Below are 26313 nucleotides of genomic sequence, written 5' to 3' on the forward strand. Positions count from 1 at the left end.
GAATGGCTCCCTTGGACGGGGTATGGAGCTACTCGAAGACAGCATCGTGCCCGAGGAGGCACGCGAGGTGAAGACACAGGCCCGGGAGTTTGCTCAGGAGCACATCGAGCCGAACGCGGCGGAGTATTTCGAATCGGGCGAGTACCCCTGGGAGATTCTGGAAGCGGGGATGGACGCGAATCTCGTTGCACAAGATATCCCCGAGGAGTACGGCGGACGGGGGCTCTCTCTAGAGCAAGTTCTGGCGATCGCCGAGGAGTTCTACCGAGCCGATGCCGGGATCGCGCTGACGCTCCAGTTGGCGAGTTTCGGCGCGGAAATCGTCGTCGACCACGGGGACGAGGAACAGAAAGAAGAGTACGTCCGGCCAGTCGCCGAGAACGACCAACTCACCGGACTGGCAGTCTCGGAACCCGAGACGGGTAGCGACCTCGCCGGGATGTCGACGACGGCCGAAAAGGACGGCGACGAGTACGTCCTCAACGGTGAAAAGTACTGGATTGGCAACGGCGTCGAGGCCGACTGGGTAACTGTCTACGCGAAGACGGGCGACGACGAGAACAACCGGTACGGTAACTTCTCGATGTTCATCGTCCCCACGGATACCGACGGCTACGAAGCCGAACACATCCCCGAGAAGATGGGCTTTCGAGCGTCGAAACAGGCCCACATCGTCTTCGACGACTGCCGAGTTCCGGCGGAGAATCTCGTCGGTGCCGAGGGGGCGGGCTTCTACATGCTCGCGGAGTTCTTCAATCACGGACGAGTCATCGTCGGTGGTCACGGACTCGGTCTCGCGGCGGCGGCCATCGAAGAAGCGTCCGAGTTCGTCCACGACCGCGAAGCGTTCGGCCGCTCAGTCGACGAGTTCCAGGCCGTCCAGCACGACCTCGCGGAGATGCGCATGGAGTTCGAGGGGTCGCGCGCGCTCGTCTGGCGTGCCGCCGAGAAGGTCGCCAATCAGGACCACTCCGGCTACTGGGCCGCGCTGGCGAAAGCCGACGCCACCGAAACGGCGGTGACCTGTGCCGAACGCGGAATGCAACTCCACGGCGGCCGGTCGGTCCTGACGGAAAATCGCATCTCGCGCGTCTACCGCGACGTGCGGATTCCGGTCATCTACGAGGGCGCAAACGCGGTCCAGCGAAATCTCATCTACAACCAGGCCCCGCGGTAGTGTCGGTGGTCGGATCGACGCCCGGGTGAGCGAACACCCGCAGTTCTTGCTCGATTGAAACCCTCATTACTTGACAATTTTCAGCAGTTGTGGTGACTACACAGCGCGAATTCAGCGGCGGTATCGCTAAAGTACGTAGATGGGCCGGGTAGGACACAATCAGTGACTCGAATGATCGTATCACAGCCGTGTTGAGCCGCGATCCAGACGAATTGATAGGGGGCTTAAGACCGTTTGACGGGGTCGACCCTGATCCGGTATTGTCAACCGGCTGGACGAAAAAGTGAGGGTATAATGAAGGATAGTGCCGTCGAAAGGAGACGTCCGGGACCGGACGTCGGCGTTCCCACGCTCCTCGGTGATGACCACGAGGCGTTCAAGGCAGTCCTCGCGGGCGAGGAGGCCGGGCCCGTTGCCGTCGTGGGCGATCCCTTCTCCGGACGCGGATCCGTCCTAGACCGGGCCGTGCGGGATCTGGACGCAACCCGGGTTAGCCTTGACCCGGGTGACGGGGTCGACCGGCTCCGGGCGAGGAGCAATGGGGGGCCAGTCGTGATAGAGGACTGCCAGCACTTGTACGAGCGTCGCATCGGCGGCTTCGAGGAGCTGTCTGCGTTTCTCGACGACCTGGCGAGCGTCGATGCGACAGTGGTGACCGGCTGGAACCGGTATGCGTGGGCGTACCTCACGGCAGTGCGGGCCCTCGGGCGGGAGTTTCCCGTCACTGTTGAGATTCAGTCCCTTCCCGCAGAACAGATTGCGGAACTTGTGCTTGATCGGTACGACGAGATGCCGGCGTTCGTCGCAGACGACTCCGAGCAGGGCGGCTTGGTCGTCACGACGCGCCACGAGATTGGCTGGCGGGACTGGTCGGTATCGGTGCCAATCCCTATGCTGAGCCCAGTTGCAGTCAAGAACCTGTTTTCGGAGAGAAGTCTGGACCCACAGGACGTAACGTTCGGCCGCCTCGCTGCGGTCTCGAACGGGAACCTCGGCGTCGCCACGGCGATCTGGGAGACCCGGCAGGGGCCGGAGGTGCGCCCGAGCGACGTGACCGTCCCCGCGTCCGACCCGGATCTGGACCGCGAGGAGGCGTTCTGTCTGCGGATCGTGCTCGCGAAAGAGCGGGTCAACCGGGCACAGCTCACGGGCATTATTGACGGTCTCGACCGTGTTCTCGGGCGCCTCTCGCGCGACGGCCTCGTCACGGTCAAGGACGATATCGTGGAACTGGTACCAGCGGCAGTGCCGGCTGCCGCACCGGCGACCGAACTGGGGCGGATACTGTGACCGCGCTCCAGGCGCTGGTAGACCTGGGGGTAGCCCAGGAGACGCTCACGAGAATGGTGGGCGTGCTCGTAGCCGCGTACCTGGCCACCCGTGTCGTCAGGTACGTGCTCACGGCGGTCATCGAGCGCATTCCCCGCCGGGGGATCACGATCAAGATTTTCATTCCGGTCGCGCGGGTTCTCATCTACGGAACCGCGGCGTATCTGATCCTGGGACCGTTGCTTCAACTATCGGCCGCACAGTTGCTCGCAGTGTCGGGACTGTTCGGGGCGGCTCTGGGGCTCGGCCTGAAGGACCTCTTCGCGGCGATAGTCGGTGGGCTGGTGCTCGTCACCGAGCGTCCCTATCAGGTCGGCGACAAGGTCACCATCGACGGCGACTACGGCGAGGTAACCGACATCGACTCCGGGCGACGACGCTGAGGACGCCCGATGACAGCGCCGTAAGTGTTCCGAACGCAACGATGTTCACTGCGAACGTCTCGAACGCCAACAACGGTCAGCCGCAGATGATGGTCGTCGTCGAACTCGCGGTCACGGCCGCTGCCGACGTCGATCGAGCGAGTGCGATCGTCGAGGAGGCCATGGTGACTTCGAAGTACGTCTACGTCGACGACAACCACCCGTTCACGGTCCTGGTCGAGGACGAATCCTACTATCGGACGATTCGCGGCAAGGCTTATGTAGCCGACCTGCGCGACGAGTTCGAGTTCGCCTCGGACGTGACAGAGCGCTCGATGGCCGCCTTCGCCAGCGAAGGGATCGAAATGCCCGAGGCACCCGTTCGCGTCTCCGAGCACCGCTGACTCTGCGTGTCGCCTGTTGGTTTCGCCCGCCGAAGCAAGTATCTCGAAGGTCGATTCTGGAGCGAACCACTTCTCAGGCCCGGCTAGATGCTGCTCGTCGTAACGGCTTAACTCACGCTGTACCACCTGAAACGAACACTGGCTTCTGCTGCATACATCCTCTGTATCACATACCATTTCTGACAGTTTCTGCATACTTTGAACGAGGCGTGTAAGATACAGGGCGCAAGTCTTGCGTGAGATGAAGTAAGCGAGATATGGAATAAAAGTTATATAGAATATACTGTATAACATGTAGCAACCATGAAACGTAGGAAGTATTTGACCGGTTTCGGGACTATGGCAATAGCCGGAGTAGCTGGTTGTACTGGTGAGGAGGAGCCAGAGGATACCGACGAGGAGGAGCCAGAGGATACCGACGAGGAGGAGCCAGAGGATACCGACGAGGAGGAGCCAGAGGATACCGACGAGGAGGAGCCAACTGATGGAGAGGTGGTAGCAGAAGTTGATCCAGAAAATATTTCTGATCATGAGCTCTTTGAACAGTATCAGAATCCACGGGCTACCCACGTCGAGGGTGATGAGTATGCTGTTGCCGTAGAAGCTATGATGTATATATACAGACCAGGATCGATCGATCCGATCGAAGTGCCCGAAAACAGCGTGGTAACCTTTTACATGACCTCACGGGATATAACACATGCATTCACCCTTGAAAATAAGAATATAAATGCTAAAATACCATCCGAGGAGATCGTTGAAGTCACAGTCGAATTTAACGAATCTGGGGAAGATACAGAGTACGAGATTACGTGCGGTGAAGAATTCTGTACCGACCACGAATCCGGGGCTAGAGAGGACATGGTAGGAAAACTACAGGTATTGTCTAGTTGGGAGGAATAAATTTGTAATTTGATATTGACCGGGCTGTCTGCTGAACTTAACCTCTGTATGCAGCAGTCCGGTCCTCCCAGTTGCTGAGGGGTTCAACAAGGACGTAGTTTCTAAATGGAAAGCAGCGCGAGTTCCCCGCCCCACCGTGGGCAGGGGTGAAGCGCGTACGCTCGGCTGCGTCCCTGTTTTTAAGGACTGGGACGCCCTACACCAGTTTGGAACCCACGTTATCGGCCTCGCAAAACCCGCGCACCCACTTCGGGGTAAGACGCGGTGCGCCGGGCCTGTGTCGCGCCCACGTGAGGGGGCGGACGCCCACGGAGACACCCGCCACGGCAGCAACAGACGACCTCTGTTGCGGTGGCACTTCCGGTGTGTTCGGGTGTTACCGGTTCCACGCAAGTCTCTCCAGAGACGAGTGCGGGCGGAATTAAATTCGCCACCGGTCGTTTCGCTGGCTCCACGCCAGAGACCACGGCGAAGCCACGGGCCACCGTGCCCGTGGTACTTCACGTCAAACAAGAGAGACGCTCCTGTTATGCCCCAGAATACGGGAAACCGGCTCGTCCAGTATGCGAGACGGCAGGTGGACGACGCGTTACGCACGGTTCTGATCCTCTACGACGACGGCTACGAGATTCTGCACCTCCGTGACGACCTGAAAGGTAGTTACAGTCCAGACGAGTACGAGTCGGTGGCCGAGTCATTCCGAATTGAGATGAACGCGGAGACGAACGACTGGGAAGGTGCACCAATCGGCGAGAAAGCGACGGTCATCCACTACCACGACAGCGCCTACATCTTCCAGTTCCCCCACGAAAACTGCCACAGTATTCTGCTGAGCGTCGAACCGCGGGTCGGCTCACGGCTGAAGTCGTTCATCGACGGCTGCCGAGAGCAGATCTGATTCGGGAACCGGACTGCGCAATGGGTTCTCAACCGGGAGTCAATGACCGCCCACCAGTCGTACTCAAGCCTGGGGCACAGACATCGTGATACCGCCATCGCTGCGCCGGAAATCGCCATCGACACGCTCGACGACAGCCTTGACGACCCAGAGCCCGAGCCCGCTCGCGTGTTCCAGTTGGGTCTGTGTCGTCTCACCGGAGACCGCCTGCCACTCGTGGTCGGGGATTCCGGGACCGCCGTCGGACACGGTGAGTTCGACCTGATTTCCGTCGGCCGTCGCACTGATGGTCACCCCAGTCGCGGCGGCGTCGCCGTGTTCGAACGCGTTTTCCAGGAGTTCGTCGAGAGCGATTTCGAGGTCCTCGGACGCTTCGACAGCGAGCCCGTCGGAAGCCTCGACAGCGATGTCGATATCGGGGTGTACCTCACGGTATGGGGCGACGGCGCTTTCGAGGACGCGTGCGGCGTCGAGCGACGAGAGTGGGGCATCGCGTTCGGTCACATCCTGAAACCGTTTGAGTTTGGTGTTGATAGTCGCAATCCGCGCTGCACCATTTTGAACGCGCTCGGCAGCCGCACGACCCGTCTCGTCGGCGGTATGTTCGGCAACCAGTTCGCCGGCGCTGGTCAGTATCTGCGCCTGGTTGCGCAGGTTGTGTCGCGCCAGTCGGTTGAGCACTGCCAGTTTCTCCCGCTCGCGGGCGAGTTCGCCCGCGCGGATGCGGCGCACGTCGTTGAACCCGATGAGGATATGCGCAACGGCACTCACACCGAGTATCGAGGCAGCAATCGGTGTCGGCAGCGAGACGCCGGGATACTCCATCGCCAGCAACAGTACGGAACCGAGCACTGCGACGCCGAGCGTGTTCCAGCCAGCGACTCGAAGGGCGTGAGCGGTGGACACGTCACTCCGGTAGAGGACCGCAGCCGCACCGACGATTGCGAGACCGAGCACGACGCCGAGCGATGTCGCTGCCAGTTCGTAGATGTCGCCCGTCGCCAACGCCGTTGCGTTCGGCAACGCCACGCCAACGCCGGTCACCGCAACGACGCCACCGGCGAGCAATCGTCTCAGATCCACCTCGACCACCGTCTGATAGCCACGCTGAGTGGAATACGAGCTACTCGCATACCAGGTACTGGCCAGCCATCCTAATTAAAGCGGTGTCCAGCGGTGAGGAATCGTCCCGCCGACTCGGCAGGTTTTTTCATTCAGCAATCGGAGGGACAGTCGAGAATGAGAGGGCGTCTGCGGGCCGCAAAACGGCAGTTCGTCGACGACATCACCACAGACCCCCATCTCGTGTACATCCTCGGCTTCGCGCTCGTGCTTGGACTGGCCGGTATCTGGCACCGAGTCCCGAACTTCGCTACCCGTGACGAGCGCTGGCGGGTCATCGACCCGATGGAAGTCATCGGTCACGTCCTCGCCGACCCGAGTCTCGACTCATTCAAGGAAGGATTGCTCTCCTGGCGCAACTACGGCGGGACCTTCTACCTCTACGCGATCGCACTTCTACCGGTGGTCGCGGTGGCGTTCCTGAACGGGCAGATGGAGGTGTTCGTCGACGCCGCGACCCACCGCTTTGCCGCCCCGTCGGGCCGCGAAATCGTCAGCTACTGGCACCACTGGCAGCAGACGCCAGCGTGGGTCTGGACGTGGAGCATCGTCCTCGCGCGCGCTGTCAACGTCGCGCTGGGTGTCGCCAGCGTCTACGTGATGTATCGCATCGGGACGACGCTGCGTGACCGGGCGGCGGGACGACTCATGGCGCTCTTTCTGACGCTCAGCTGGGTGTTCCAGATACTCATCCACGAAGCCGGCGAGGACGGACCGGGAACGTTCTTCTTGCTGGTGTCGTTCTATCTGGCAATCCGCTACGTCGAGTCCGGCGAGCCGTTTCACTTCGCTGCCGGCGCGGCCGTCGGCGGCTTTGCCACCGCAGTCAAACTCTCGATGGGCGTCTCCGCAATCTTCCTCGGGGTCGCGTACCTGTTGCGTGCGCGTCGCAGTGAGGACCGCTGGACAACCGCCCTCTGGAAACCGAAACTCTTCGTCGGTGCGCTGGGACTCGGTGTGGTCACGCTCGTCGCGGGGTATCCGAGTTCGTTCGCGGGTGGGTTCGACGTGGTCGTCGACCGATTCGCGCGCGGCGTCTCGACGAAACAGGACACCCACGGCTGGCGGAACCAACCCAGCTGGTGGTGGATTCTTCGGGGGTATCTCCACAGCGTCGGCATACCGATGGCCGTCGCCTTCGTCGGAGGCGTCATCGCAGCCGTGCCACGCATCCGAAAGCGGTCGCTGGAATCAGAGGGGAGTATTCTCGCGCTGGTGGGACTGGGCGTCTGGCTGGCTGTCTTCTTCCAGTGGGAGTACATCCGCTCGACGCACCTGTTTCCGACCGTTCCGATACTCCTCGTGCTTGTCGTCCTCGCGCTGCGTCGACTCATCGACTCCCACAGGACCGCCGGTCGCGCACTGGTTGCAGTACTGCTCGTGACGAGCGGGCTCTACACGACCGTCGGCGTCGCCGGGTACGTCGCAGAGCCCCGCGACCAGGCGACGAACTGGCTGGCAGCCAACGCGCCCGACGACGCGACGGTCGAAACCTACGAGTACGACCCACAGGAGGCCGCAGTTCCGCACGGAATGACCGTCAACCAGCCGACCAACCGGACGATGGTCATCGACGGCGAACGGGTCGAACCGGGACGGAGCGAGTGGATGCGCGCGATGCCGCACCGCTGTCCCGAATACGTGTCGCTGACGTATCCGGGCGCGCTCTACTACCTCGCCCCGGAGAACCACAGCGTGCGCGCCCAGGCGATGTCGAACCCGGAACTGGCCGCGTATATCGGTGACCTGCTCGCGGAGGAGACGTACCCCTACCGGATTGCCGGGACGTTCGGCCCGCGACCGTGGTTCCTGGAAAGCCAGGACCCCGAGCCGCGCGGCTGGTGGTGGAACCTCGGCCGCGTCGGCGTCTATCCACGGACTATCCAGTACGGCGACCCCCAGGATCTGGGAGAAAACCAGTACACCGTCGTCCTCGAACGGACCGGACAGTGTACCGGGTCTGCGGGCTGATGACACACCAGGAACGCTGAAACCCCACAGAGAGAGTCTCCAAATCACCGATTCGACGGTGACAGTCAGGTCGTCCGAGGACGTGTCAGCTGTCCATATACACGCGCCGTCTGTCCATCATCGATGATTGGTAACGATAATCATTATTCATCGTGATAAGTCTTTAGTTCCGACCGGTCCTGTGTACAGATACGGCACCCACGCCGGTGTCTGTAGTCCCGGGTCCGCCGTCAGTGTTTCGGCGGACACCGACTGTCAGACACCAGCACAGGCGGGGCCACGGACCTACACATGACAGCAAACACACTAATGTGGCGAATCGCCGGTGGCTCCGGTGACGGCATTGATTCGACAAGCCAGAATTTCGCCAAGGCGCTGATGCGCGCAGGACTGGACATCTTCACTCACCGCCACTATCCCTCGCGGATTCGTGGCGGCCACACGTACGTCGAGGTACGGGCATCGGACGAGCCCGTGCGTTCGCGCGGCGACGGTTTCAACTTCCTGTTGTGTCTGGGCGACAGTTTCGCCCGGAATCCACAGGAAGGGGCCTACTACGGCAACGAGGAACTGAAACCGCTGACGGAGAACCTCGACGACCTGAACGAGGGCGGTATCATCGTCTACGATACCGGCCAGCTCGATGAAGAAGAAGTCGCACAGACAGAGCTGGAGGAACGAGCGGAAGCGAACAACTGGCACGTTTACCCGATGGACCTGCGGGAGATTGCGCGCGAACACGGCCGCGACGTGATGCGCAACACCGCGGGCGTCGGCGCAACGGCAGCCCTCATCGGCATGGACCCCACACACTTCGAGGACCTCATCCAGGAGGCCATGTCGGGCGAGGTAATGGAGGCCAACATCGAGATCCTCGATGCGGCCTACGAGCGAGCAAAGGAGCTCTCCAACGGCGAACACGAGCTCCGCGTCCCCACGGGCAGTCACGACGAAGAGCAGGCGATGCTGACCGGCAGCAACGCCATCGCGTACGGCGCGCTCGACGCCGGCTGTCGGTTCATTTCGGGCTATCCGATGACGCCGTGGACGGACGTGTTCACCATCATGACCCAGAATCTCCCCGAGTTCGGGGGGATATCCGAGCAGGTCGAAGACGAGATTGCCGCCGCGGCACTCGCACTCGGGGCCTCTCACGCTGGCGTCAAAGCGATGAGTGGTTCCTCGGGCGGTGGCTTCGCACTGATGAGCGAGCCGCTTGGTCTCGCAGAGATGACCGAAACCCCGGTCGTCCTCGTGGAGGCGATGCGAGCCGGACCGTCGACGGGAATGCCGACGAAGACCGAGCAATCCGACCTCGAACACGTCCTCTACACGAGCCAGGGCGATTCCAACCGCGTCGTCTTCGCTCCCGCGAACATCCGGGAGGCGTACGAACAGACGCGAGTAGCGTTCGAACTCGCCTACGACTACCAGCTACCGGCCATTGTCGTCTACGACCAGAAGATACAGGGCGAAGTACGGAACGTCCCGAAGAGCTTCTTCGACCGGGAGCCGGACCCATCGACGGGCAAGACGCTCTCCGAAGAAGAGATTCGAGAGGCCGCCCACCACAAGTCCGGGAAGTTCCAGCGGTTCGCCCACGACCCCGAAGACGGCGTCAACCCCCGGACGGTTCCGGGCCAGAAGGACGGCCGCTTCCTCGCGACGGGCAACGAGTCCGAGCCGACCGGCCACATCAGCGAAGATCCCGACAACCGCGTGGCACAGGTCGAGCGACGGCTCGGCAAGCTCGATCTGATTCGTGAGAGTCTGGACGACCGAGAGGAGTCGAATCAGACCTACCACGGCCCGGCAGACGCGGAGTACGGTATCCTGACCTGGGGCAGCCAGCAGGACACCGTCTTCGAGGCCGTCGACCGGCTGAACGATCTCGGCCACTCGGTGAAAGCGATTGGCGTCAGCGACCTGATGCCGTACCCCGAGGCAGACGTGACGGCGTTCCTGGAGAGCGTCGAGGAGTGTCTGGTCGTCGAGATGAACGCAAGCGGACAGTTCCGCGGACTGACGCAGAAAGAGCTCGGTCGCTTCGGGCCGAAGCTATCCAGTCTGTTGAAATTCGACGGCGAACCGTTCGAACCCGGCGAAATCGTCGAGGGATTCGAATCGACACTCGACGGCAACCAGCCAGCGGGACAGAACGTCAAATACGTTCCCGCGGCAGGTGACTAACCATGAGTACATTCTCAGCAATCGACGACGACAGCGAAATCGACCAGGAAGACTTCACACCCGGTATTGAGCCGCAGGCGACGTGGTGTCCGGGCTGTGGCGACTTCGGCGTGCTGAAGGCGCTGAAACAGGCCATGCCCGAGATCGGCCGTTCCCCCGACGAGACGCTGCTGGTGACCGGCATCGGTTGCTCGGGGAAACTCTCCTCGTACTTCGAGAGCTACGGCTACCACTCGATTCACGGTCGCTCACTGCCAATCGCACGCGCAGCAAAGCTGGCAAACCCCGGCCTGGAAGTAATCGCGGCCGGCGGTGACGGCGACGGCTACGGGATCGGCGGGAACCACTTCATGCACACCGCCCGCGAGAACCACGATATGACGTATATCGTGTTCAACAACGAGATTTTCGGGCTGACGAAGGGCCAGACCTCCCCGACGAGCCCGAAGGGGCACAAATCCAAAACCCAGCCACACGGGAGCGCCAAGGACCCCGTCCGACCCCTCTCGCTCTCGCTGGCTTCGGGTGCCTCCTACGTCGCCCGAACGGCAGCAGTCAACCCCCGCCAGGCCAAGGAGATTCTCGTCGAAGCCATCGAACACGACGGCTTCGCCCACGTCGACTTCCTCACCCAGTGTCCCACCTGGAACAAGGACGCAAAGGAGTACGTCCCCTACACCGACATCCAGAACGACGACGAGTTCGACTTCGACATCACCGACCGCCGGGAAGCGGCCGACATGATGTACGAAGCCGAATCCCGACTCTGGGAGGGTGAAGTCCTCACCGGTCGGTTCTACCACGACGAGAACCGACTCTCCTACGGCGAGGAGAAACGCGACGTCGGCGAGATGCCCGAGGAACCCCTCGCGGAGCGGTACTTCGACGAGGACGCAGAGTGGGAGCGCACCGCCGACAAACTCATCGAACGCCATACCTGAGGGCGACTGCCGATCTGCGACCGGCCCGCACGCGACATCTGACACTGGCTTCGTCCGGTCTGGATGATGTTTTGCGGTTCGGAAGATATTTTTTCATCGGAGCAAAAAGAAGTAGTATGAGTGCCGAGCCCACCGAAGAGCAAATTCTGTCGGTGTTAGAAGATGATGCACAGGCGTCGTATGCGGAGATTGCAGAACGGGCAGGCGTCTCCAAGCCGACGGTTCGAAAGTACATCCAGAAACTGGAAGAGGAAGGTGTTATCGTCGGGTATTCAGCGGATATCGACCCGAAGAAACTCGCCGGGCAGTCGATTGCAATCGTCGGCGTGGACGTCGAGAGCGAACACTACGTCGAAGTGACCCGCAAACTCAAGGAGTTGGACGCGATCGAGGCGCTGTACACGTCCAGCGGAGATCACATGTTGATGGCCGAGGTCCGCGCCAGCGATGGTGACGAACTCGGAGACATCATCAACGAAGGAATCAAATCTATCGACGGCGTCGCTGCTGCACACCCGTCTTTCCTGCAGGAACGACTCAAGTAACGGTCGACGGTGGGCGCGGCAAAGCCGGACCTTTTAGGGGACGCACTCCGGAAGACGACTACATGCTCGACCGGTTGGTACTGGGGAGTGGATCGCTCGGAGATCGACTCGCAGAGACGCTCTCCGACCGGCCGGGCACGCTCGAAGTTCTCACCACCGACGAGAGTCGGGTCGAGACGTTCGTCGGGAGCGGAATCGCGGCCACTGCAGCCGACCCGACGGACGAGTCCGCTCTCCGCGAGAAACTGCCAGTCGACACCATTCTCGTCGCCGACGACGACCCCGCAGTCAACGTAGCAGCCGCGCGCGCCGCCCGCACAGTTGCGCCCGACGCGTTGCTCGTTGCCTACGTCAGTAACGGAGACACCAGCCAGCGAGACCAGTTAGAACAGTTTGCAGACAGAGTTGTCGACCCGACGGCGGCCGTGGCCGATCAGCTACTCGAACGCGTGGGCGACGACGGACTCCAGAAGCGCCAGCTCGGTCGCGTACTTCGGAGTATCGACCGACTGGCGGTCGTCATGCACGACAACCCCGACCCGGACGCCATCGCCAGCGCCGTCGCACTCGGTCGACTCGCGAAGACCAAGGGCTGTACAGTGGATATCTGTTACTATGGCGATATTACCCACCAGGAAAACCGCGCGTTGGTCAATCTGCTGGATTTCGACCTCCGGAACCTCTCCCCGGGGGAGAGCCTCGAGGAGTTCGACGGATTCGCACTCGTGGATCACTCGCGACCCGGCGTCAACGACCAGCTACCGGAGGAACTTCCCGTGGATATCGTCATCGATCACCATCCGCCGCGCGCACCTGTCGAGGCGCGGTTCGTCGACCTGCAGAGCAACGTCGGTGCGACGAGTACGCTCCTGGTCGACTATCTGGAGTTGTTTGGCATCGAGTTCACCGATGCAGTGGCAACTGGACTGCTCTTTGGCATCCGCGTCGACACGAGGGAGTTCACTCGGGAAGCGGTGCAGGCGGATTTCGAGGCGGCTGCGAAACTGCTCCCGGCAGCGGACCTGGGAATGCTCGAACGGATCGAATCACCGAGCATCAGCGCGGATACCTTCGAGATCATCGCCAGTGCCATCGCCAATCGCACTCAGGAAGGGACTGTCCTGTTGAGTTGTGTCGGAGAACTCACGAACAGAGACGCGCTCGCGCAGGCCGCCGACCGCTTGCTGACGCTGGAAGACGTATCGACGACGGTCGTCTACGGGTTCCGTGAGGGAACAATCTACGTCTCGGCGCGCTCACGAGGAACCGACATCGACCTCGGCGAAGTGCTCCGTGACGCCTTCGGTCGTATCGGCAGTGCCGGCGGCCATGCCGACATGGCGGGTGCACAGATCACGCTGGGTGTCTTCGAGTCCGTCGAAGAGCGTGAAGAATCGATCCGCGAAATCGTCGAAGAAGTCGTCAACGGACGTTTTCTCGAAGCACTGGACAACCGTGCAGAACAGACTGTCGTCGACATCTACCCCGGCAGTCTCAACGCCGACAAGTATCTCGTCCCCGACGAAGACTTCCCGACGGATGCCGAGGAGGAGCCCGGGAGCGAGTAGCCGGGAGGCTTTTGCGGTCCCGACCCATCAGTGTGAGTAATGGCAGACGAGGGGAAGCCGACCGTCCAAGATTACATGACGCACGACGTGGCAACGGTCTCGCCCGACGACACCGTCAGGGACGTGGCCGAGCGTATCGCCGAAAGTGACGAACACAGCGGATTTCCGGTCTGTGACGGCCGCCACGTCGAGGGGTTCGTCAGCGCCCGCGATCTCCTGCTCGAAGATGACCACGAGCCGATTTTCAAGGTAATGACGACAAACCTACTGGTCGCTCATCCTGGCATGGAAATCAACGACGCTGCTCGCGTCATCCTCCGGTCGGGCATCCGTCGCTTGCCCGTCGTCGACGACGCGGGAAACCTCGTCGGCATCATCTCGAATGCGGATGTCATCCGGAGCCAGATCGAGCGGGCGACGCCCGGAAAGGTCGACAAGCTGATGCGCACGCTGGAGAATATCCACGGTGTCGCCGCTCGCGAAGAACGACAGGACGTTCCGCTGGCGAAACTCACACCGACTCAGAGCAAAGTGTATGCCGACGAACTCGAAGGGAGACGCTACGAACTCGAGCGGGGTCTCGCAGAGCCGCTCGTCGTTATCGATACCGGGCAGGAACTCCTGCTCGCCGACGGCCACCACCGCGTGAAAGCGGCGAGCCGGCTCGGCATCGAAGAGATGGACGCCTACGTCATCGTCATCGACGAACCCGTCGACCTCGGGATGGCAAAGACCGCAGAGAAGGAGAATCTCGAATCGATCTCGGACATCGACGCCGTCGACTACGCCCACCATCCACTCATCGAGACGACACAACGGTTGCAAGAGGAGTAGCGACCGGACTGCGTCGCTACCCTCACGATTCTCAATTTAAGATAACTAGCCGGTGTGCTTTTTGACGGGGGTGAAAACCATTGAGCTATGGAGAAGCCACTACTGGTAACTGAATTCCTCGACCGGGCACGGAAATACTACGGTGACCAGGAAGCCGTCGTCGCAACGACAGGCGAACGGTACACGTACGACGAACTGGGAGAGCGTTCCGATCGGTTTGCGGCCGCACTGCAGGCACGCGGTATCGAGAAGGGCGACCGCGTCGCTATTCTCGACCCCAACACGCACTATCATCTCGAAGCCGCCTACGGCGCGATGCAGATCGGCGCGGTCCACACGCCGTTGAACTACCGACTCATCCCCGAAGACTACGAGTACATCCTCGACGACGCCGGCGTCGACGCAATCTACGCCGACTACGACTTCGCACACAAGATCGAAGCAATCCGCGACGAGGTTCCGACGGAGACGTTCATCACGAACGACGCCGACGCTGTCGACGGTGACTGGGAGGAGTTCGATGCAGTCCTCGACGCCGCCAGCGCCGACTACGACCGACCGGAGATGGCCGAAGACGAGGTCATCACCATCAACTACACCTCCGGAACGACGGGTGACCCGAAAGGCGTCTGTCGGACCCACCGGACCGAGACGCTCCACGCGTACATCGTCACGATGTACCACGAGCTCACCGACGACGACGTCTATCTGTGGACGCTCCCGATGTTCCACGTCAACGGGTGGGGCCACATCTACGCCGTCAGCGGCGTCGGCGCGAAACACGTCTGTACGCGCGGCGTCGACCCCGCCGACATCGTCGAGACGGTCACGACCGAGGACGTGTCCTTCCTCTGTGCGGCACCGACGGTCCTGAACCAGCTCATCGATTACTACAACAAGAACGACCAGCCGGCGATGAGCGGGGCCAACGACGTGCGCGTCACCACGGCCGGTTCCGCCCCACCGGAAGCGACGATCCGCGAGGTAGAAGACGACTTCGGCTGGTATCTCAAACACCTCTACGGCGCGACCGAGACCGGGCCGCTCGTGACGATGTCGGACAACAAGCGCCGCATCGACGACGAGACCCGCTTCGACATCAAGAAACGCCAGGGGATGGGCGTCCACGGCACCGACGTGCGCGTCGTCGACGAGGACGGCACCGACGTGGCCTGGAATGACGCTGAAATCGGCGAAATCGTCGTCCGCGGTAATCAGGTCATGGACCACTACTGGAACAAGCCCGAGGCCACCGAAGAGGCGTTCAACGACCGCGTCGAGGGCTACTACCACATGGGCGATCTCGCGACCGTCGACGAGAACGGCATGATCGCCATCCAGGACCGCAAGAAAGACATCATCATCTCCGGCGGGGAGAACATCTCCAGCATCGAACTGGAAGATACGCTGTTCGAACATCCCGACGTGTCCGACGTGGCCATCATTCCCGCCCCGAGCGACGAGTGGGGTGAGACGCCCAAAGCGTTCATCGTCCCCGAGAGCGGTGACTCCGAGAATCCGGGCGTCACCAGCGACGACCTCAAGGAGTTCACCGCGGACCGACTCGCACGCTACAAGATTGTCCGCCGGTACGAGTTCGTCGAGGAACTCCCGACGACGGCGACCGGGAAGGTCCAGAAGTACGAACTCCGCGAGCAGGAGTGGGACGACGAAGACCGGATGGTCGGCCAGGGGTAGGGCTACCCTCTATTCTCGACGGTGTCGTATTCGTTAGCGATGTAGCGCACAGCCAGTAACAACACACCGAGAATCGTCCCGATCGTCAGCGCGCCGTACAGCGCCATCCCGACCGCGTTTGGTGGCAAGTCCACGAGCATGAAGAGTTTGGGGTCGAGGTCTTTCGGACGGACGAGTCCGATAATAAACCCGAACGTTCCCGCCAGAGCGACCAATATCACGTACAGCACCAGCACGAACCGTTGGCCCCGCCACTCGGATGTCTCTGTCACAGGCGAGTGTTGGATTCGCAGACGAATAGGCTTTACACGTTTGCCACCGTATCGTCTGTATGTCCGAGAAAGACCTGCTGATGCTCGTCCTTGGGGGTATCGCGCTGATGATGTTCCTCACCGGTATCGTCCTCATCTTTAACGCGTAGCACATCCGCGCCGCGAAAATCAACTGCGTCCAGCTCTCTTCGCTCGTGGAACCGCCGTCAGAGTGTTACTCTGACGAAGTTCCGCTCTCTTCGCTCGTGGAACCGCCGTCAGTGACAACCTCTTCTTCTTCGCTCTCGGAACCGCCGTCAGAGCGGAGCTCTGACGAAGTTCCGCTCTCTTCGCTCGTGGAACCGCCGTCAGTGACAACCTCTTCTTCTTCGCTCTCGGAACCGCCGTCAGAGCGGAGCTCTGACGTGGTTCCGCTCTCTCCGCTCTCGGAACCGCCGTCGGTCAGCGCCGTCGAAATCCGATCTTCGTGCCACTGGAACTCCTTGGTCTTCTGACCAGTCTTTTCGAGGTCCCACGGGTCACCCTCGTCGACTTCCGGACCTTCGAGCCACGACTGGGCGAAGTTCCAGACGAAGATGATCTGACCGATCAGCAGGATGAGCGCGCCGACGCTTGCAGCCTGATGGCTCAGTGTCAGCAGGTCGAGCGGCGCGACACCGGCCGCAACCTCGTAAGTCGCGTACCGCCGGGGCATCCCGAGATAGCCCAGCAGGAGCATCGCGAAGAACGTCACGTTGGTCCCAACCATCGAGAGCCAGAAGTGTGCCTTGCCGAGTTTCTTCTGGTACATCCGGCCGGTGAAGACCGGGAACCAGTAGTAGATGCCGGCGAAGGCACCGAACCCGATCACACCCATGACGATGTAGTGGAAGTGACCCACGACGTAGTAGGTGTCGTGGAGTATGAGGTCGACGGGCACCGATGCCAGAAAGACACCGGTGATGCCGCCGATGATGAAGTTAGAGACGAAGCCGATACAGAACAGCATCGGCGTCGTCAGTCTGAGAGACCCGTTCCACAGGGTCGTAATCCAGTTGAACGTCTTGACTGCACTCGGCACCGCGATTGCCAAAGAGACAGCCATGAACGACGCCTGCAAGCGTGGGTCCATCCCCGTCGAGAACATGTGGTGGGCCCACACACCGAACGAGAGGACACCGATAGCGAGCGTCGAGTAGACGACGAACTTGAACCCGAAGAGCTTCCGGCCGGCGAACTTCGGCAGAATGAGACTCACGAGCCCCATCGGCGGGAGCACGAGGATGTACACTTCGGGGTGACCGAAGAACCAGAACAGGTGCTGCCAGAGCATGGCACCGCCGCCCTCCTGTGCGAAAAAGAGGGTGCCGAGGTTGCGGTCCATCAGCAGCATGACGAGCGCGCTGCCGAGCAGCGGGAATGCAAAGAGGATGAGCGCTGACTGGGTGAGAATCGTCCACGAGAAGATGTCGAGATTCGCCCAGTTCACGTCGTCACCGCGCTCGGTGAAGATTGTCGCGATGAAGTTTATCGCCCCCATCGTTGCCGAAACACCGGTGAGGTGCAGCCCCAGGAGCATGAGATCCACACCGGGGTTGACCTGCTCGACCGACAGCGGCGTGTACATCGTCCAGGAGGTCTGTGCCGCCTGGATGGTGCCGCCAGTGAGCGGTTCGAGGAAGAAGCCCGCCCAGATGAGTATCGCACCCGGCGGAAGCAGCCAGAACGCGATGGCGTTGATACGCGGGAACGCCATGTCGTCCGCGCCGATGAGCAGCGGGACGAAGTAGTTCGCAAACGCCGCGATAATCGGCGTCCCGAACAGGAACAGCATCGTGATGCCGTGACTGGTCAGGATAGCGTTGTAGAACTGATTTCCGAACGCGGTTCCCTCGGGTGTGATGAGCTGAAGCCGAATACCGACGGCCATCAGTCCTCCGACCGCGAAGGCGATGATAGCGTAGGTACCGTACAACAGCCCGATGTCCTTGTGGTCGACCGTGGTCAGCCAGCGGATGAGCCCAGCCGGCTTCTCCTCGTGAACGTGAGCTGAGTCACCGCCGTACGCGCCACCGCCGGCAAGTGGCGTGTACGAGCGCCAGTCCTCGACGCGCCCGAGAAGGGCGATAACGACGAGGAGCAAGACGCCCATCAGCCCCGTCAACAGAAGTTGTTCTGCAGCCATGGACGTTTCTCAGGACCACAGGATTATCAAAGCTTAGGTTCCGCCTTCCGGGGGGGTTCCGAACAGCTTCGGCTTGCTTAAGAGAGGAGAGTCAGAACCGGCCGAAAATCCGCTCAACTGGACGAGTCGGCAATAGAGTAACGCAGCTATTCTGGAGTTTCTTCGCCGTCTGTTTCGTCGCCTGATTCGAGTTCGGCGGTTTCTTCGGCTTCGAGCGCCGCTTCGGTGCGCATCTCCGCCTTCGAGACAGCGGCACCCGAATAGTAGGTCAGAATCATCAGCCCGATACCGAAGACGGCGATGATAGCGAGCTGGATTCCTGAAATGACGCTGTCGAAGCCCCAGGGACTGAATAGGAGGTATCCCACGAAGAATATGACCAGAATGCCGAACGGAATGACGTTGACCGTGAGGTCCAGCAGGGTTTCACGGTCGAAGACTTTTTCGGACATACTCGGTTATTGAACGGAGGGCGTAAATAGCGTGTTGGTTCACGGCGACGGACGCGACGGACTGGTGAGCCGCAGTGTCGCGCCAACGGCGACGAGCATGAGTCCCGAAGCGGCGATAGCGCTGCCCCGGTAGACGAACGGTCGTGCGGTATCGAGTAACGCATCGACAGAGAGCGCGCTCGGGTCGATGTTGAGACCGATGGTCAGTGCCCCGAGCGCGAGCAAAAAGACGCCGAAGGCGACGAGCGACCGCCAGGTCTGTTCGACGTACCCCGACTCGCTCAGGATGCCCGAGACGGTGCCGCCAAAGAGGAGCAGTCCGCCGACAGTGACGGGAAAGAGGCCGAGGACCACCCCGACCTCCGAGATGACGAAGCCGAGCGCGACCAGCATCGGCCACGGACTGGCCTTCCGGTACTGGTCGCTCAACCCCGGTTGGACCTCGCCGACATCGTCGTACTCGTCAGACATACGCATACGTACGGAATCAAGAATCAAAGGTCCGTCGTTCGTCCGACGCACATCCGAGCCTGGGTGCGTCTGACGGCCCACAAAGTATTAGTCCCGCATCGGCCTGGTGTGAACCAATGAGTACTCCCGTGACAGAACGTGTCGACAACTGGACCGAACGACCGTTCAGCGGGGGGTATCGGGAACTGCAGAACCTCGCCGACTCGGAGTTTTCGGGCGCCGTTCGGGCTGGCGGCGCGGAACTGTACATGACGAAAGGGACCGTCGTCGGAATCCACCGAGGCTCGATAGACGACTTCGAGGACGCCTCGGGAACGGTCTACGACGCACCGACCGATGCCCTCCCGCTGCTCGCGGTCATGCAAGAGCGAAGCGACGAGGTCCGTGCGAAGTACTACAGCGAAGAGACCAGCATCTCGGAGGTCGACCGGACACTCGAAGACGGCAAGTTCACCGGCTACGTCGAACTCTCGGAGAACGTCCTCAGCGGTGACTACTATCTCGTCTACCATCAGGGACGCTCGATGAGCGTCGCCTACGTCGGCAACGCCGAGCAACTGTTGACCGACGACGAAGCCTTCCAGCGGGCCGACGACGAGGTCGGCATCTTCGAGGTTCGACCGGTCGACATCGAACCGGTCGAGATTCCAGAACCGCCCGAGCCCGAACCGGACGATTCCGACCCGATGGTGGCGGGCGCTCCCGACGGCGACCCAGACGCTGCGGACACCGAGTCGGCAGAAACCGTCATCGAGGCGGCGACAGCGACCGAGGCCGACGACGAATCCACACAGTCAACCGACGAACCAGTGACACCTGTCGACGATGAACCGCCCACACCCGTCGACGACGAATCGGCGGTCAGCCCGGAGTCAGCGGTCACCGAGCAGACAGCGACAGCAGATACCGAACCGAGCGAGGCAGTGGTCGACACCGAAGAGGACACGCAAACCCCCAGTCCAGACGTGAACGACCCGGAACCCGCGCTCGACCAGTCCGGGGCGGACGCTGACCACGGACCCGCAACCCCGGAGCCAGAACGAGACGGGAGTTCCGAGACGGGCGTAGAGGAATCTAGCGTCGAATGGACCGAGCAGGCAGAAACCGGAGACTCCGAGACCGGCCAGCACGTCGACTCCCGGGGTCAGACGGCCGAGGTGAGCGGTGCGACCGACACGCCGACTCTCAGTGAGGCGGACGACACGACACCGGAGCAGACGGTACCCCAGTCGACACCGGAGCAGACCGGTTCGACCGGGAGCGGTTCAGGCCACGATGGGACGGAGCCGGCAGCGCCAACAGAGCCACAGCAGGATGTGCCACCGACGCCGACGACGGAGCGTCCGGACGACGGCGAATCGGCGGTTGGTGCCCCCCGATCGCTAGAGACGCGTGCAATTCCCTCACTGGATCCCGAACGGACCAGCACGCGCAGCGGGGCGAGCGAGCCGCGTCGCGACGCACCGGGACGGGAGAGAGATGCAGAGACCAACGGGGCAGCCCAGACCGCCGAACCAGTCGAGTCGACACCGCAGAAAGACCAATCGACGAGCACCGCGGAAGAATCGAGCGAGTCAGAGGAACAGTCGGTAGCCCGGCAGGACCGGTCCAGGGTACCGTCGCAGGACTCGACCACGACGGAGAAACCGGCCACAGTGGAGCCAGATCAACCAGAACAGGAGACTCAAGGGGAGGAAACAGACACAGACGAGTCCGTCAGCGAACGAATCGAGGAGCTCCAGAACCTGCTCACGGAGCGCGAAACGGAGATCAAGCGTCTGAAGTCGGACCTGGAGACCGCAGAGACGGAACGCGAGTCGGTTCGTCAGGAACTGGAGCAGGTCAGAGCGGAACGCGACGAACTGGAGAATCAAGTCGAGAAGTTAGAGCGGGACCTGCAGCAGTTGGAGGAAGAACTCGGCGCGGCGACGAACGCACAACAGCGAATGACCCCCCAGGAGGCACTGACGGGGACGGACATCTTTGTTCGATACCGTTCGAAGGGGGATGCGACCCTGGAGAAAGCCCACGACAGCGGGGCGGTAAAGACAGATGTCACCGAGAATCTCCGGTTAGAGAAACACACGCAGTTCGACGCCGATGTCTCCGCCGTCGGTGGACGTGAGTACGACGAGTTTCTGGAAGACACGATCGCCTACAAGTTCGTCCGCTGGGTAGTCGAGGACCTCCTGTTCGAAATTCAGAGTACCGGCCACACGGAGACGCTGGGCGACCTCTACGACGCGCTCCCGAAAATAAACCGGGTCGAACTCAACGGTGCGGTCACCGTCACCGTCAGCGAGGGCGGGCAGGAGACGGAGTCGACCGAGACGTTCGACGTGGTCTTTCGCGAACGGATGGGGGACCCGCTGCTGGTGGCAAACATCAACAACTCACGGCAGGGCGCGTCCGAATCGATGATGGAGGGACTCATCACGGCCGCGGAACGCGTCGGGCAGACGAGCGATCAGTTCGCCTCGGCGTTTCTGGTCACAGAGAGCTTCTTCGAGCCGGAAGCCCTCGAAACGGTCGCAGAGGCGACTCGCGGCGGCATTCTAAGTCGAGACAAGCGAAAGAGCTTCGTGAACCTCTCGAGAAAACGCGGCTACCACCTCTGTCTGGTCGAAGCGCGAAACCAGAACTTCCACCTCGAAGTACCGGAACTCTAGCTTTCGATTTCCGCGACGCTCTCGATTTTCATCCCTTCGAGTTTCTCGATGATATGGTCGACCTTCTCGTCGAGGTCCTCGACGAACTCCTCAGTCTCCTCGGTCGTAATCGCACCCTGACTCGACGGCTCGATGAGGTTCTCTTCCTCGAGAACGCGGAGGGAGTATCGGACCTTGTGGTGAGGGTAGCCTGTCTCGTTGGACATCTTTACGATACCGATCGGTTCGCTTTCGATAACCATCCGCAGCACCTGCAGATGGCGCTCCAGCATGTCGACTTCTTTCTCCAGTCTATCTATCATGGCAATTGTTAACTTGTATTGCCCGGATTTAAAGGTTGCTGTCGGTGCAGCCGTTTTCCGGGTCTTTCACTCCACTGGTTGGATTTTACTGGTAATCAATGTCTTGGTTTGGTCTGGCGTGGCAGAGCCGTATCAGGGGGGACCGCCAGCCAGAGCCAGTACCATGTTTACTGTTAGCACCACAATGTTTGACATAGGCCGAACTTAAACTGTGTGGTCCGAGGTCGGTCCGGGCAGGACCGTAATCTGTTTACCACCATAGGCGGAACGTCGCTTTGATGACCGTTACAATCGTCGGCGCACAGCTCGGAGACGAAGGGAAGGGCGGTATCGTCGACCTGTTTGGCGACGCGGCGGACGTCGTCGCGCGCTACCAGGGCGGCGACAACGCCGGTCACACCGTCGTCCACCAGGGCGAGGAGTACAAGCTCTCGCTCGTGCCGAGTGGCGCCATCCGAGGCAAGGTTGGTATCCTCGGCAATGGCTGTGTCGTCAATCTGCGGACGCTCTTCGACGAACTCGATACGCTCCGTGAGCGCGGACTCGACCCTGACGTTCGCGTGGCCGAGCGCGCACACGCAATTCTGCCGTACCACCGCGTTCTCGATGGCATCGAAGAAGAGGCAAAGAGCGACGACGACCTCGAAGCCGGCACGACCGGCCGCGGTATCGGCCCCACCTACGAAGACAAGGCCGGCCGCCGGGGCATCCGAATCGGGGATCTGCTCGACCCAGAGGTGTTCCGTGACCGACTCGAATACGTCGTCCCCCAGAAACGCGCACTCGTCGAGGACGTCTTCGGCATGGAAGCCGGCGAGGAGTTCGACATCGACGCCCTCCACGAGGAGTTCAGCGAGTACGGCCGTCGCCTCCGTGAGGAGGGCATGACCGTCAACGCCGGCGAGTTCCTCGCAGACTCCGTCGACGACGGCGACAACGTCGTCCTCGAAGGTGCACAGGGGACGTCCATCGACATCGACCACGGAATCTACCCCTACGTCACCTCTTCGAACCCCACCGCTGGCGGGGCCTGTACCGGCACCGGTCTCGGTCCCACTACCGTCGGCCAGGGCGAAATCGTCGGCATCGTCAAAGCCTACCTCTCTCGAGTCGGCACCGGTCCGCTCCCGACAGAACTGAAAGGCGACGACGAGCAGGAAGAACTTGCGGAGTACATCCGCGAAGAAGGTGGCGAGTACGGTACCGTCACGGGGCGGCCGCGTCGCGTCGGCTGGCTCGACGTGCCGATGCTCCGTCACGCTACGCGCGCGAGTGGATTTACTGGTCTCGCGATCAACCACCTCGACGTGCTGGCCGGACTGGACGAAGTGAAAGTCGGTCACGCCTACGAACTCGACGGAGAGACCATCTACTCGATGCCACCGACGACCGAGAAGTGGGGCGAGTGTGACCCCGTCTTCCGGACGTTCGACGGCTGGCCCGAGGAAGACTGGGAGGCAGTCGCCGAAAAAGGGTACGACGCGTTGCCCGACACCGCCCAGGCATATCTTGACTACCTCAGTGAGGAACTGGACACGCCCATCTACACTGTCGGCATCGGCCCGGACCGCAGCGAATCTATCGTGCTCGAGCGGCCGTTCGAGCAGTAAACTGCAAACGCTTTTCTATCGCCCTTCCCTGGACCTGTATATGAAAGAGGAACTCATGGATATCCTGTGCTGTCCAGTGGACAAGCACGACCTCGAACTGGAGGTCGACGAGCGTGACGACGGCGAGATTCTCAGTGGCCGCCTCGTCTGTACGGAGTGTGGAGAGGCCTACCCCATCGAAGACGGGATTCCGAACCTCCTGCCGCCGGATATGCGCGACGAAGCGCCCGCCTGACGTCGACTCTCATACGACAAAACCGTGCCAGACGAGCTTCCCGTCCACGTGAGCCGCCAGAATCTCCACGCATTAGAGGTTCCAGCGTCTTTCGAGGCCAGTCGCTCGTTCGACGTCGTGCTCGTCAATCACGGTGAGTCGCTCCACGTCCACCTCCACCTCGACGACGCACTCTCGGATGTGGCGACCATGGACGCCTCGAATCACTACGTCGAGGGCGAGTCCCAGCGCGCTGTCCGCGTCACCGTCGACACCGACCGACTCCCCGACGACGGCGTCTTCGGCCGGCTCAAAGTCGCCTCGGCGTACGGCGCCGAGACGCGCTGGATTGACGTGGAGCTCGAACCCCCCGTCGAAGAGCGAAAGACGGTCGAAGTCGACGAGTCGCTCGCCCAGCCACAGCCCCGCGAGACCGAACCGGAGCCCGAGACGAGCCTCGCACGACCGGAGCTGCCCGTGCTCGTCCTCGGCGGGGTCGCTCTTCTCGTCGCCGCCCTCACCGCACTGATCATCGGCGACCTGCTGGTCACCCTCGGGTCGCTGGTGGTACTCGCCGGCGTCCTCGTCGCGACGTACTTTCTGCTCGTCGAGTGATTACCCGGCGCGCTGACAGCGCCAGAGCCCACGCTGGTGGTCTCGCGCGTGCTGTTCTGCGGCGTCGAAACTATCTCGGAATCCGAAGTCGGTATCGTAGACCCGCGCGTGACCCGTCGCTACCAGGTCGTAGTTGAGATTTCGGCCATCGACAGTCACGTACGCGAGCAGTCGACCGTACCCGCCGCGGCGGTCGGCGTTCGGGTCGAAGACGAGCGTGATGTTCCCTGTTTCCAGCTGCTCGGTGGCGTAGGCCGTCGAGTCCTCGCCGGCGTCACGGAGACACTCCGCACCCGCCTCAGAGTCTGGGACACCTTCGAATTCCGTGGGACTGTTGTCGGCGTAGACCTCCGGCGTGTCGACACCCAGCAGTCGAACGGTGTCTTCGCTCCCGTCGGGCAGACGCACGTCGATCGTATCGCCGTCGACGACGTTCGTCACCTCGACCGAAACGCGCTCTGCGGACGGGAGGGTGAGATTCGTCCCGTTGGCATCTGGCAGCGTCCCGGGTGTAGGTGTCTCCGCGTCGGCTGCTGGGGAATCAGTGATGCCAACGGTACACCCGGCGAGCGCAACGAGAACGAGGAGAAACAGGACTCGGAGTGCAGCTGTCATAGGGAGGCCGAAATGGACTCAGTCCTGGCGCACCGGGACGACGCTGTCGCTGCCACACTCGGGGCACTCGTCGTAGTCAGTGTACAGCAGCGTTTCACACTCCTTGCACCCGTGTGTCGCTTCACCGTCGGCCGACGACTCGGCCGTCTGCTTCAGTTTCTCGAATTTCTTGCCGAGGTCGTTGAACAGTCCCATTGCCTACCCGTTGCGTCTGCGAGCGGATAAGTGTGGTCTGCGACGACAGAAACCCCCGAACAGCGTTGTCACTGTTCGGGGGTAATGAATGAGTGCGGTGGAATGGCCACCGCGGTATGAGGAGAGGCGGCGAACCGGATTTCCCAGAGGCTCACGCACTCCAGTACTCGCCGGAACGCTGGCGGGCTTAACTTCCGTGTTCGGGATGGGTACGGGTGTAACCCCGCCGCTATGGCCGCCTTAACGCCGACTTGCGGATTCGAACCACAATGCTGCACCGGGAGAAGTTGTCTCCCGGGCTCCGGACGCTCGTCCGGAATACCATGTGTCGGTCAAACCAATATGTACGTGCAATCCAGTTTACGCCTGAACCCGAATCAACGGGTCAGTGCGTCCTATGCGTATGAATGGTGGCTTCGGTCAGTTAGTTCTCGCGGGCTAAACACCTCGTTACCTCGGTGCGTACACCCCGAGTCTATCGAACTCGTCTTCTACGAGAGACCTCGACGGTACCTCTTTTCCAGGTGGGTTTCGAGCTTAGATGCGTTCAGCTCTTACCCCGTGTCGCGTAGCTACCCGGCAGTGCCCTCTCGGACAACCGGTACACCAGTGGCGACCAACCGTAGTTCCTCTCGTACTATACGGTCGTTCCCGTCAGGTACCAAAACACCCCCAATAGATAGCAGCCGACCTGTCTCACGACGGTCTAAACCCAGCTCACGACCTCCTTTAATAGGCGAACAACCTCACCCTTGCCCGCTTCTGCACGGGCAGGATGGAGGGAACCGACAT

The 26313-nt window shown here is 61.5% G+C and carries 24 protein-coding genes, 2 rRNA genes and 1 pseudogene; 17 read left to right on the top strand and 10 right to left on the bottom strand.

What is annotated here, in order from left to right:
* The first annotated feature begins 22 nt into the window (after nucleotides 1–22).
* The 6 genes and pseudogenes from WDJ60_RS16840 (at nucleotide 23) to WDJ60_RS16865 (ending at nucleotide 5073) form a co-directional block, all read left to right on the top strand.
* Entirely contained in the window at nucleotides 23–1177 is a 1155-nt protein-coding gene (locus WDJ60_RS16840; RefSeq protein ID WP_340101861.1) for an acyl-CoA dehydrogenase family protein, read from the top strand.
* Between the two features lie 294 nt (nucleotides 1178–1471).
* Nucleotides 1472–2467, top strand: coding sequence for a hypothetical protein (locus WDJ60_RS16845; protein WP_340101862.1), 996 nt, complete (start codon nucleotides 1472–1474; stop codon nucleotides 2465–2467).
* 53 nt (nucleotides 2468–2520) lie between these two features.
* Nucleotides 2521–2900 (top strand): annotated as a pseudogene (locus WDJ60_RS16850) (mechanosensitive ion channel domain-containing protein); the annotation flags it as partial.
* 30 nt (nucleotides 2901–2930) lie between these two features.
* On the top strand, nucleotides 2931–3272 hold the full coding sequence (locus WDJ60_RS16855; protein ID WP_340101864.1) for a hypothetical protein: 342 nt from the start codon (nucleotides 2931–2933) through the stop codon (nucleotides 3270–3272).
* 303 nt (nucleotides 3273–3575) lie between these two features.
* Nucleotides 3576–4175 (top strand): cupredoxin domain-containing protein, encoded by a 600-nt coding sequence (locus WDJ60_RS16860; protein WP_340101865.1) that lies wholly within the window; start codon nucleotides 3576–3578, stop codon nucleotides 4173–4175.
* A gap of 529 nt (nucleotides 4176–4704) precedes the next feature.
* Nucleotides 4705–5073, top strand: coding sequence for a DUF7522 family protein (locus WDJ60_RS16865; protein WP_465269249.1), 369 nt, complete (start codon nucleotides 4705–4707; stop codon nucleotides 5071–5073).
* A 63-nt stretch (nucleotides 5074–5136) separates the two neighbouring features.
* On the opposite strand, the gene WDJ60_RS16870 is transcribed toward WDJ60_RS16865, so the two are convergent.
* Nucleotides 5137–6156: a sensor histidine kinase gene (locus WDJ60_RS16870; protein ID WP_340101867.1), complete on the bottom strand. Its 1020-nt coding sequence runs from the start codon at nucleotides 6154–6156 to the stop codon at nucleotides 5137–5139.
* A gap of 156 nt (nucleotides 6157–6312) precedes the next feature.
* Here WDJ60_RS16870 and WDJ60_RS16875 point away from each other — a divergent pair, with 156 nt between their 5' ends.
* From WDJ60_RS16875 to WDJ60_RS16905, 7 genes are all read left to right on the top strand, one after another.
* Nucleotides 6313–8166, top strand: a complete 1854-nt coding sequence (locus WDJ60_RS16875; protein WP_340101868.1) for a glycosyltransferase family 39 protein — start codon at nucleotides 6313–6315, stop codon at nucleotides 8164–8166.
* Nucleotides 8167–8457: 291 nt separating this feature from the next.
* Nucleotides 8458–10356 carry a 2-oxoacid:acceptor oxidoreductase subunit alpha gene (locus tag WDJ60_RS16880; protein ID WP_340101869.1) on the top strand — a complete coding sequence of 633 codons (1899 nt, stop codon included), beginning with the start codon at nucleotides 8458–8460 and terminating at the stop codon, nucleotides 10354–10356.
* 2 nt (nucleotides 10357–10358) lie between these two features.
* The gene (locus tag WDJ60_RS16885) at nucleotides 10359–11297 is read left to right on the top strand and encodes a thiamine pyrophosphate-dependent enzyme (RefSeq protein WP_340101870.1); all 939 of its coding nucleotides are present in this window, start codon (nucleotides 10359–10361) and stop codon (nucleotides 11295–11297) included.
* Between the two features lie 116 nt (nucleotides 11298–11413).
* Nucleotides 11414–11842 (top strand): HTH-type transcriptional regulator LrpA1, encoded by a 429-nt coding sequence (lrpA1, locus tag WDJ60_RS16890; protein WP_340101871.1) that lies wholly within the window; start codon nucleotides 11414–11416, stop codon nucleotides 11840–11842.
* Between the two features lie 62 nt (nucleotides 11843–11904).
* Nucleotides 11905–13410: a DHH family phosphoesterase gene (locus WDJ60_RS16895; protein ID WP_340101872.1), complete on the top strand. Its 1506-nt coding sequence runs from the start codon at nucleotides 11905–11907 to the stop codon at nucleotides 13408–13410.
* A gap of 39 nt (nucleotides 13411–13449) precedes the next feature.
* Nucleotides 13450–14244, top strand: a complete 795-nt coding sequence (locus tag WDJ60_RS16900) for a CBS pair associated ParBc domain-containing protein (protein WP_340101873.1) — start codon at nucleotides 13450–13452, stop codon at nucleotides 14242–14244.
* Nucleotides 14245–14331: 87 nt separating this feature from the next.
* Entirely contained in the window at nucleotides 14332–15942 is a 1611-nt protein-coding gene (locus WDJ60_RS16905) for a long-chain-fatty-acid--CoA ligase (protein WP_340101874.1), read from the top strand.
* Nucleotides 15943–15944: 2 nt separating this feature from the next.
* On the opposite strand, the gene WDJ60_RS16910 is transcribed toward WDJ60_RS16905, so the two are convergent.
* The 4 genes from WDJ60_RS16910 to WDJ60_RS16925 all read right to left on the bottom strand — a co-directional run bounded on the left by WDJ60_RS16910 (nucleotide 15945) and on the right by WDJ60_RS16925 (nucleotide 19301).
* A complete protein-coding gene (locus WDJ60_RS16910; protein WP_340101875.1) occupies nucleotides 15945–16214 on the bottom strand; it encodes a DUF7520 family protein in 270 nt (89 codons plus the stop codon).
* A 214-nt stretch (nucleotides 16215–16428) separates the two neighbouring features.
* Nucleotides 16429–18345: a cytochrome c oxidase subunit I gene (locus tag WDJ60_RS16915; protein ID WP_417750474.1), complete on the bottom strand. Its 1917-nt coding sequence runs from the start codon at nucleotides 18343–18345 to the stop codon at nucleotides 16429–16431.
* 179 nt (nucleotides 18346–18524) lie between these two features.
* Nucleotides 18525–18830, bottom strand: coding sequence for a DUF6684 family protein (locus WDJ60_RS16920; protein WP_340101877.1), 306 nt, complete (start codon nucleotides 18828–18830; stop codon nucleotides 18525–18527).
* 39 nt (nucleotides 18831–18869) lie between these two features.
* Nucleotides 18870–19301, bottom strand: a complete 432-nt coding sequence (locus WDJ60_RS16925) for a DUF7541 family protein (protein ID WP_340101878.1) — start codon at nucleotides 19299–19301, stop codon at nucleotides 18870–18872.
* Between the two features lie 116 nt (nucleotides 19302–19417).
* Here WDJ60_RS16925 and WDJ60_RS16930 point away from each other — a divergent pair, with 116 nt between their 5' ends.
* Nucleotides 19418–21970, top strand: coding sequence for a DUF7527 domain-containing protein (locus tag WDJ60_RS16930; protein WP_340101879.1), 2553 nt, complete (start codon nucleotides 19418–19420; stop codon nucleotides 21968–21970).
* On the opposite strand, the gene WDJ60_RS16935 is transcribed toward WDJ60_RS16930, so the two are convergent.
* A complete protein-coding gene (locus WDJ60_RS16935; protein ID WP_340101880.1) occupies nucleotides 21967–22272 on the bottom strand; it encodes a hypothetical protein in 306 nt (101 codons plus the stop codon). The two genes, WDJ60_RS16930 and WDJ60_RS16935, sit on opposite strands and share 4 nt — an antisense overlap.
* Before the next feature lie 278 nt (nucleotides 22273–22550).
* Here WDJ60_RS16935 and WDJ60_RS16940 point away from each other — a divergent pair, with 278 nt between their 5' ends.
* The 3 genes from WDJ60_RS16940 to WDJ60_RS16950 are packed head-to-tail and all read left to right on the top strand — an operon-like array spanning nucleotide 22551 to nucleotide 24711.
* Entirely contained in the window at nucleotides 22551–23882 is a 1332-nt protein-coding gene (locus WDJ60_RS16940) for an adenylosuccinate synthase (RefSeq protein WP_340101881.1), read from the top strand.
* Nucleotides 23883–23922: 40 nt separating this feature from the next.
* The gene (locus WDJ60_RS16945; RefSeq protein ID WP_340101882.1) at nucleotides 23923–24117 is read left to right on the top strand and encodes a methytransferase partner Trm112; all 195 of its coding nucleotides are present in this window, start codon (nucleotides 23923–23925) and stop codon (nucleotides 24115–24117) included.
* Between the two features lie 24 nt (nucleotides 24118–24141).
* On the top strand, nucleotides 24142–24711 hold the full coding sequence (locus WDJ60_RS16950) for a DUF7524 family protein (protein WP_340101884.1): 570 nt from the start codon (nucleotides 24142–24144) through the stop codon (nucleotides 24709–24711).
* On the opposite strand, the gene WDJ60_RS16955 is transcribed toward WDJ60_RS16950, so the two are convergent.
* The 4 genes from WDJ60_RS16955 to WDJ60_RS16970 form a co-directional block, all read right to left on the bottom strand.
* Entirely contained in the window at nucleotides 24712–25326 is a 615-nt protein-coding gene (locus WDJ60_RS16955) for a thermonuclease family protein (RefSeq protein ID WP_340101886.1), read from the bottom strand.
* Nucleotides 25327–25344: 18 nt separating this feature from the next.
* The gene (locus WDJ60_RS16960; protein WP_340101887.1) at nucleotides 25345–25521 is read right to left on the bottom strand and encodes a hypothetical protein; all 177 of its coding nucleotides are present in this window, start codon (nucleotides 25519–25521) and stop codon (nucleotides 25345–25347) included.
* Nucleotides 25522–25642: 121 nt separating this feature from the next.
* Nucleotides 25643–25764: ribosomal RNA gene (gene rrf, locus WDJ60_RS16965) — 5S ribosomal RNA — on the bottom strand.
* A 161-nt stretch (nucleotides 25765–25925) separates the two neighbouring features.
* A 23S ribosomal RNA gene (locus tag WDJ60_RS16970) occupies nucleotides 25926–26313 on the bottom strand; the annotation flags it as partial.

The organism is Salinibaculum salinum, from assembly GCF_037645885.1.
In the GTDB taxonomy this organism is placed as follows: Archaea; Halobacteriota; Halobacteria; order Halobacteriales; family Haloarculaceae; genus Salinibaculum; species Salinibaculum salinum.

Excerpts from the sequence above, each read along its gene's own strand:
- WDJ60_RS16865 (WP_465269249.1), top strand. The coding sequence starts at position 4,705 with ATGCCCCAGAATACGGGAAACCGGCTCGTCCAGTATGCGAGACGGCAG.
- WDJ60_RS16905 (WP_340101874.1), top strand. The coding sequence starts at position 14,332 with ATGGAGAAGCCACTACTGGTAACTGAATTCCTCGACCGGGCACGGAAA.
- WDJ60_RS16855 (WP_340101864.1), top strand. The coding sequence starts at position 2,931 with ATGTTCACTGCGAACGTCTCGAACGCCAACAACGGTCAGCCGCAGATG.
- lrpA1 (WP_340101871.1), top strand. The coding sequence starts at position 11,414 with ATGAGTGCCGAGCCCACCGAAGAGCAAATTCTGTCGGTGTTAGAAGAT.
- WDJ60_RS16860 (WP_340101865.1), top strand. The coding sequence starts at position 3,576 with ATGAAACGTAGGAAGTATTTGACCGGTTTCGGGACTATGGCAATAGCC.
- WDJ60_RS16885 (WP_340101870.1), top strand. The coding sequence starts at position 10,359 with ATGAGTACATTCTCAGCAATCGACGACGACAGCGAAATCGACCAGGAA.
- WDJ60_RS16935 (WP_340101880.1), bottom strand. The coding sequence starts at position 22,272 with ATGATAGATAGACTGGAGAAAGAAGTCGACATGCTGGAGCGCCATCTG.
- WDJ60_RS16915 (WP_417750474.1), bottom strand. The coding sequence starts at position 18,345 with ATGGGCGTCTTGCTCCTCGTCGTTATCGCCCTTCTCGGGCGCGTCGAG.
- WDJ60_RS16960 (WP_340101887.1), bottom strand. The coding sequence starts at position 25,521 with ATGGGACTGTTCAACGACCTCGGCAAGAAATTCGAGAAACTGAAGCAG.
- WDJ60_RS16945 (WP_340101882.1), top strand. The coding sequence starts at position 23,923 with ATGAAAGAGGAACTCATGGATATCCTGTGCTGTCCAGTGGACAAGCAC.
- WDJ60_RS16930 (WP_340101879.1), top strand. The coding sequence starts at position 19,418 with ATGAGTACTCCCGTGACAGAACGTGTCGACAACTGGACCGAACGACCG.
- WDJ60_RS16955 (WP_340101886.1), bottom strand. The coding sequence starts at position 25,326 with ATGACAGCTGCACTCCGAGTCCTGTTTCTCCTCGTTCTCGTTGCGCTC.
- WDJ60_RS16845 (WP_340101862.1), top strand. The coding sequence starts at position 1,472 with ATGAAGGATAGTGCCGTCGAAAGGAGACGTCCGGGACCGGACGTCGGC.
- WDJ60_RS16875 (WP_340101868.1), top strand. The coding sequence starts at position 6,313 with ATGAGAGGGCGTCTGCGGGCCGCAAAACGGCAGTTCGTCGACGACATC.
- WDJ60_RS16925 (WP_340101878.1), bottom strand. The coding sequence starts at position 19,301 with ATGTCTGACGAGTACGACGATGTCGGCGAGGTCCAACCGGGGTTGAGC.
- WDJ60_RS16840 (WP_340101861.1), top strand. The coding sequence starts at position 23 with ATGGAGCTACTCGAAGACAGCATCGTGCCCGAGGAGGCACGCGAGGTG.
- WDJ60_RS16895 (WP_340101872.1), top strand. The coding sequence starts at position 11,905 with ATGCTCGACCGGTTGGTACTGGGGAGTGGATCGCTCGGAGATCGACTC.
- WDJ60_RS16920 (WP_340101877.1), bottom strand. The coding sequence starts at position 18,830 with ATGTCCGAAAAAGTCTTCGACCGTGAAACCCTGCTGGACCTCACGGTC.
- WDJ60_RS16880 (WP_340101869.1), top strand. The coding sequence starts at position 8,458 with ATGACAGCAAACACACTAATGTGGCGAATCGCCGGTGGCTCCGGTGAC.
- WDJ60_RS16940 (WP_340101881.1), top strand. The coding sequence starts at position 22,551 with ATGACCGTTACAATCGTCGGCGCACAGCTCGGAGACGAAGGGAAGGGC.
- WDJ60_RS16900 (WP_340101873.1), top strand. The coding sequence starts at position 13,450 with ATGGCAGACGAGGGGAAGCCGACCGTCCAAGATTACATGACGCACGAC.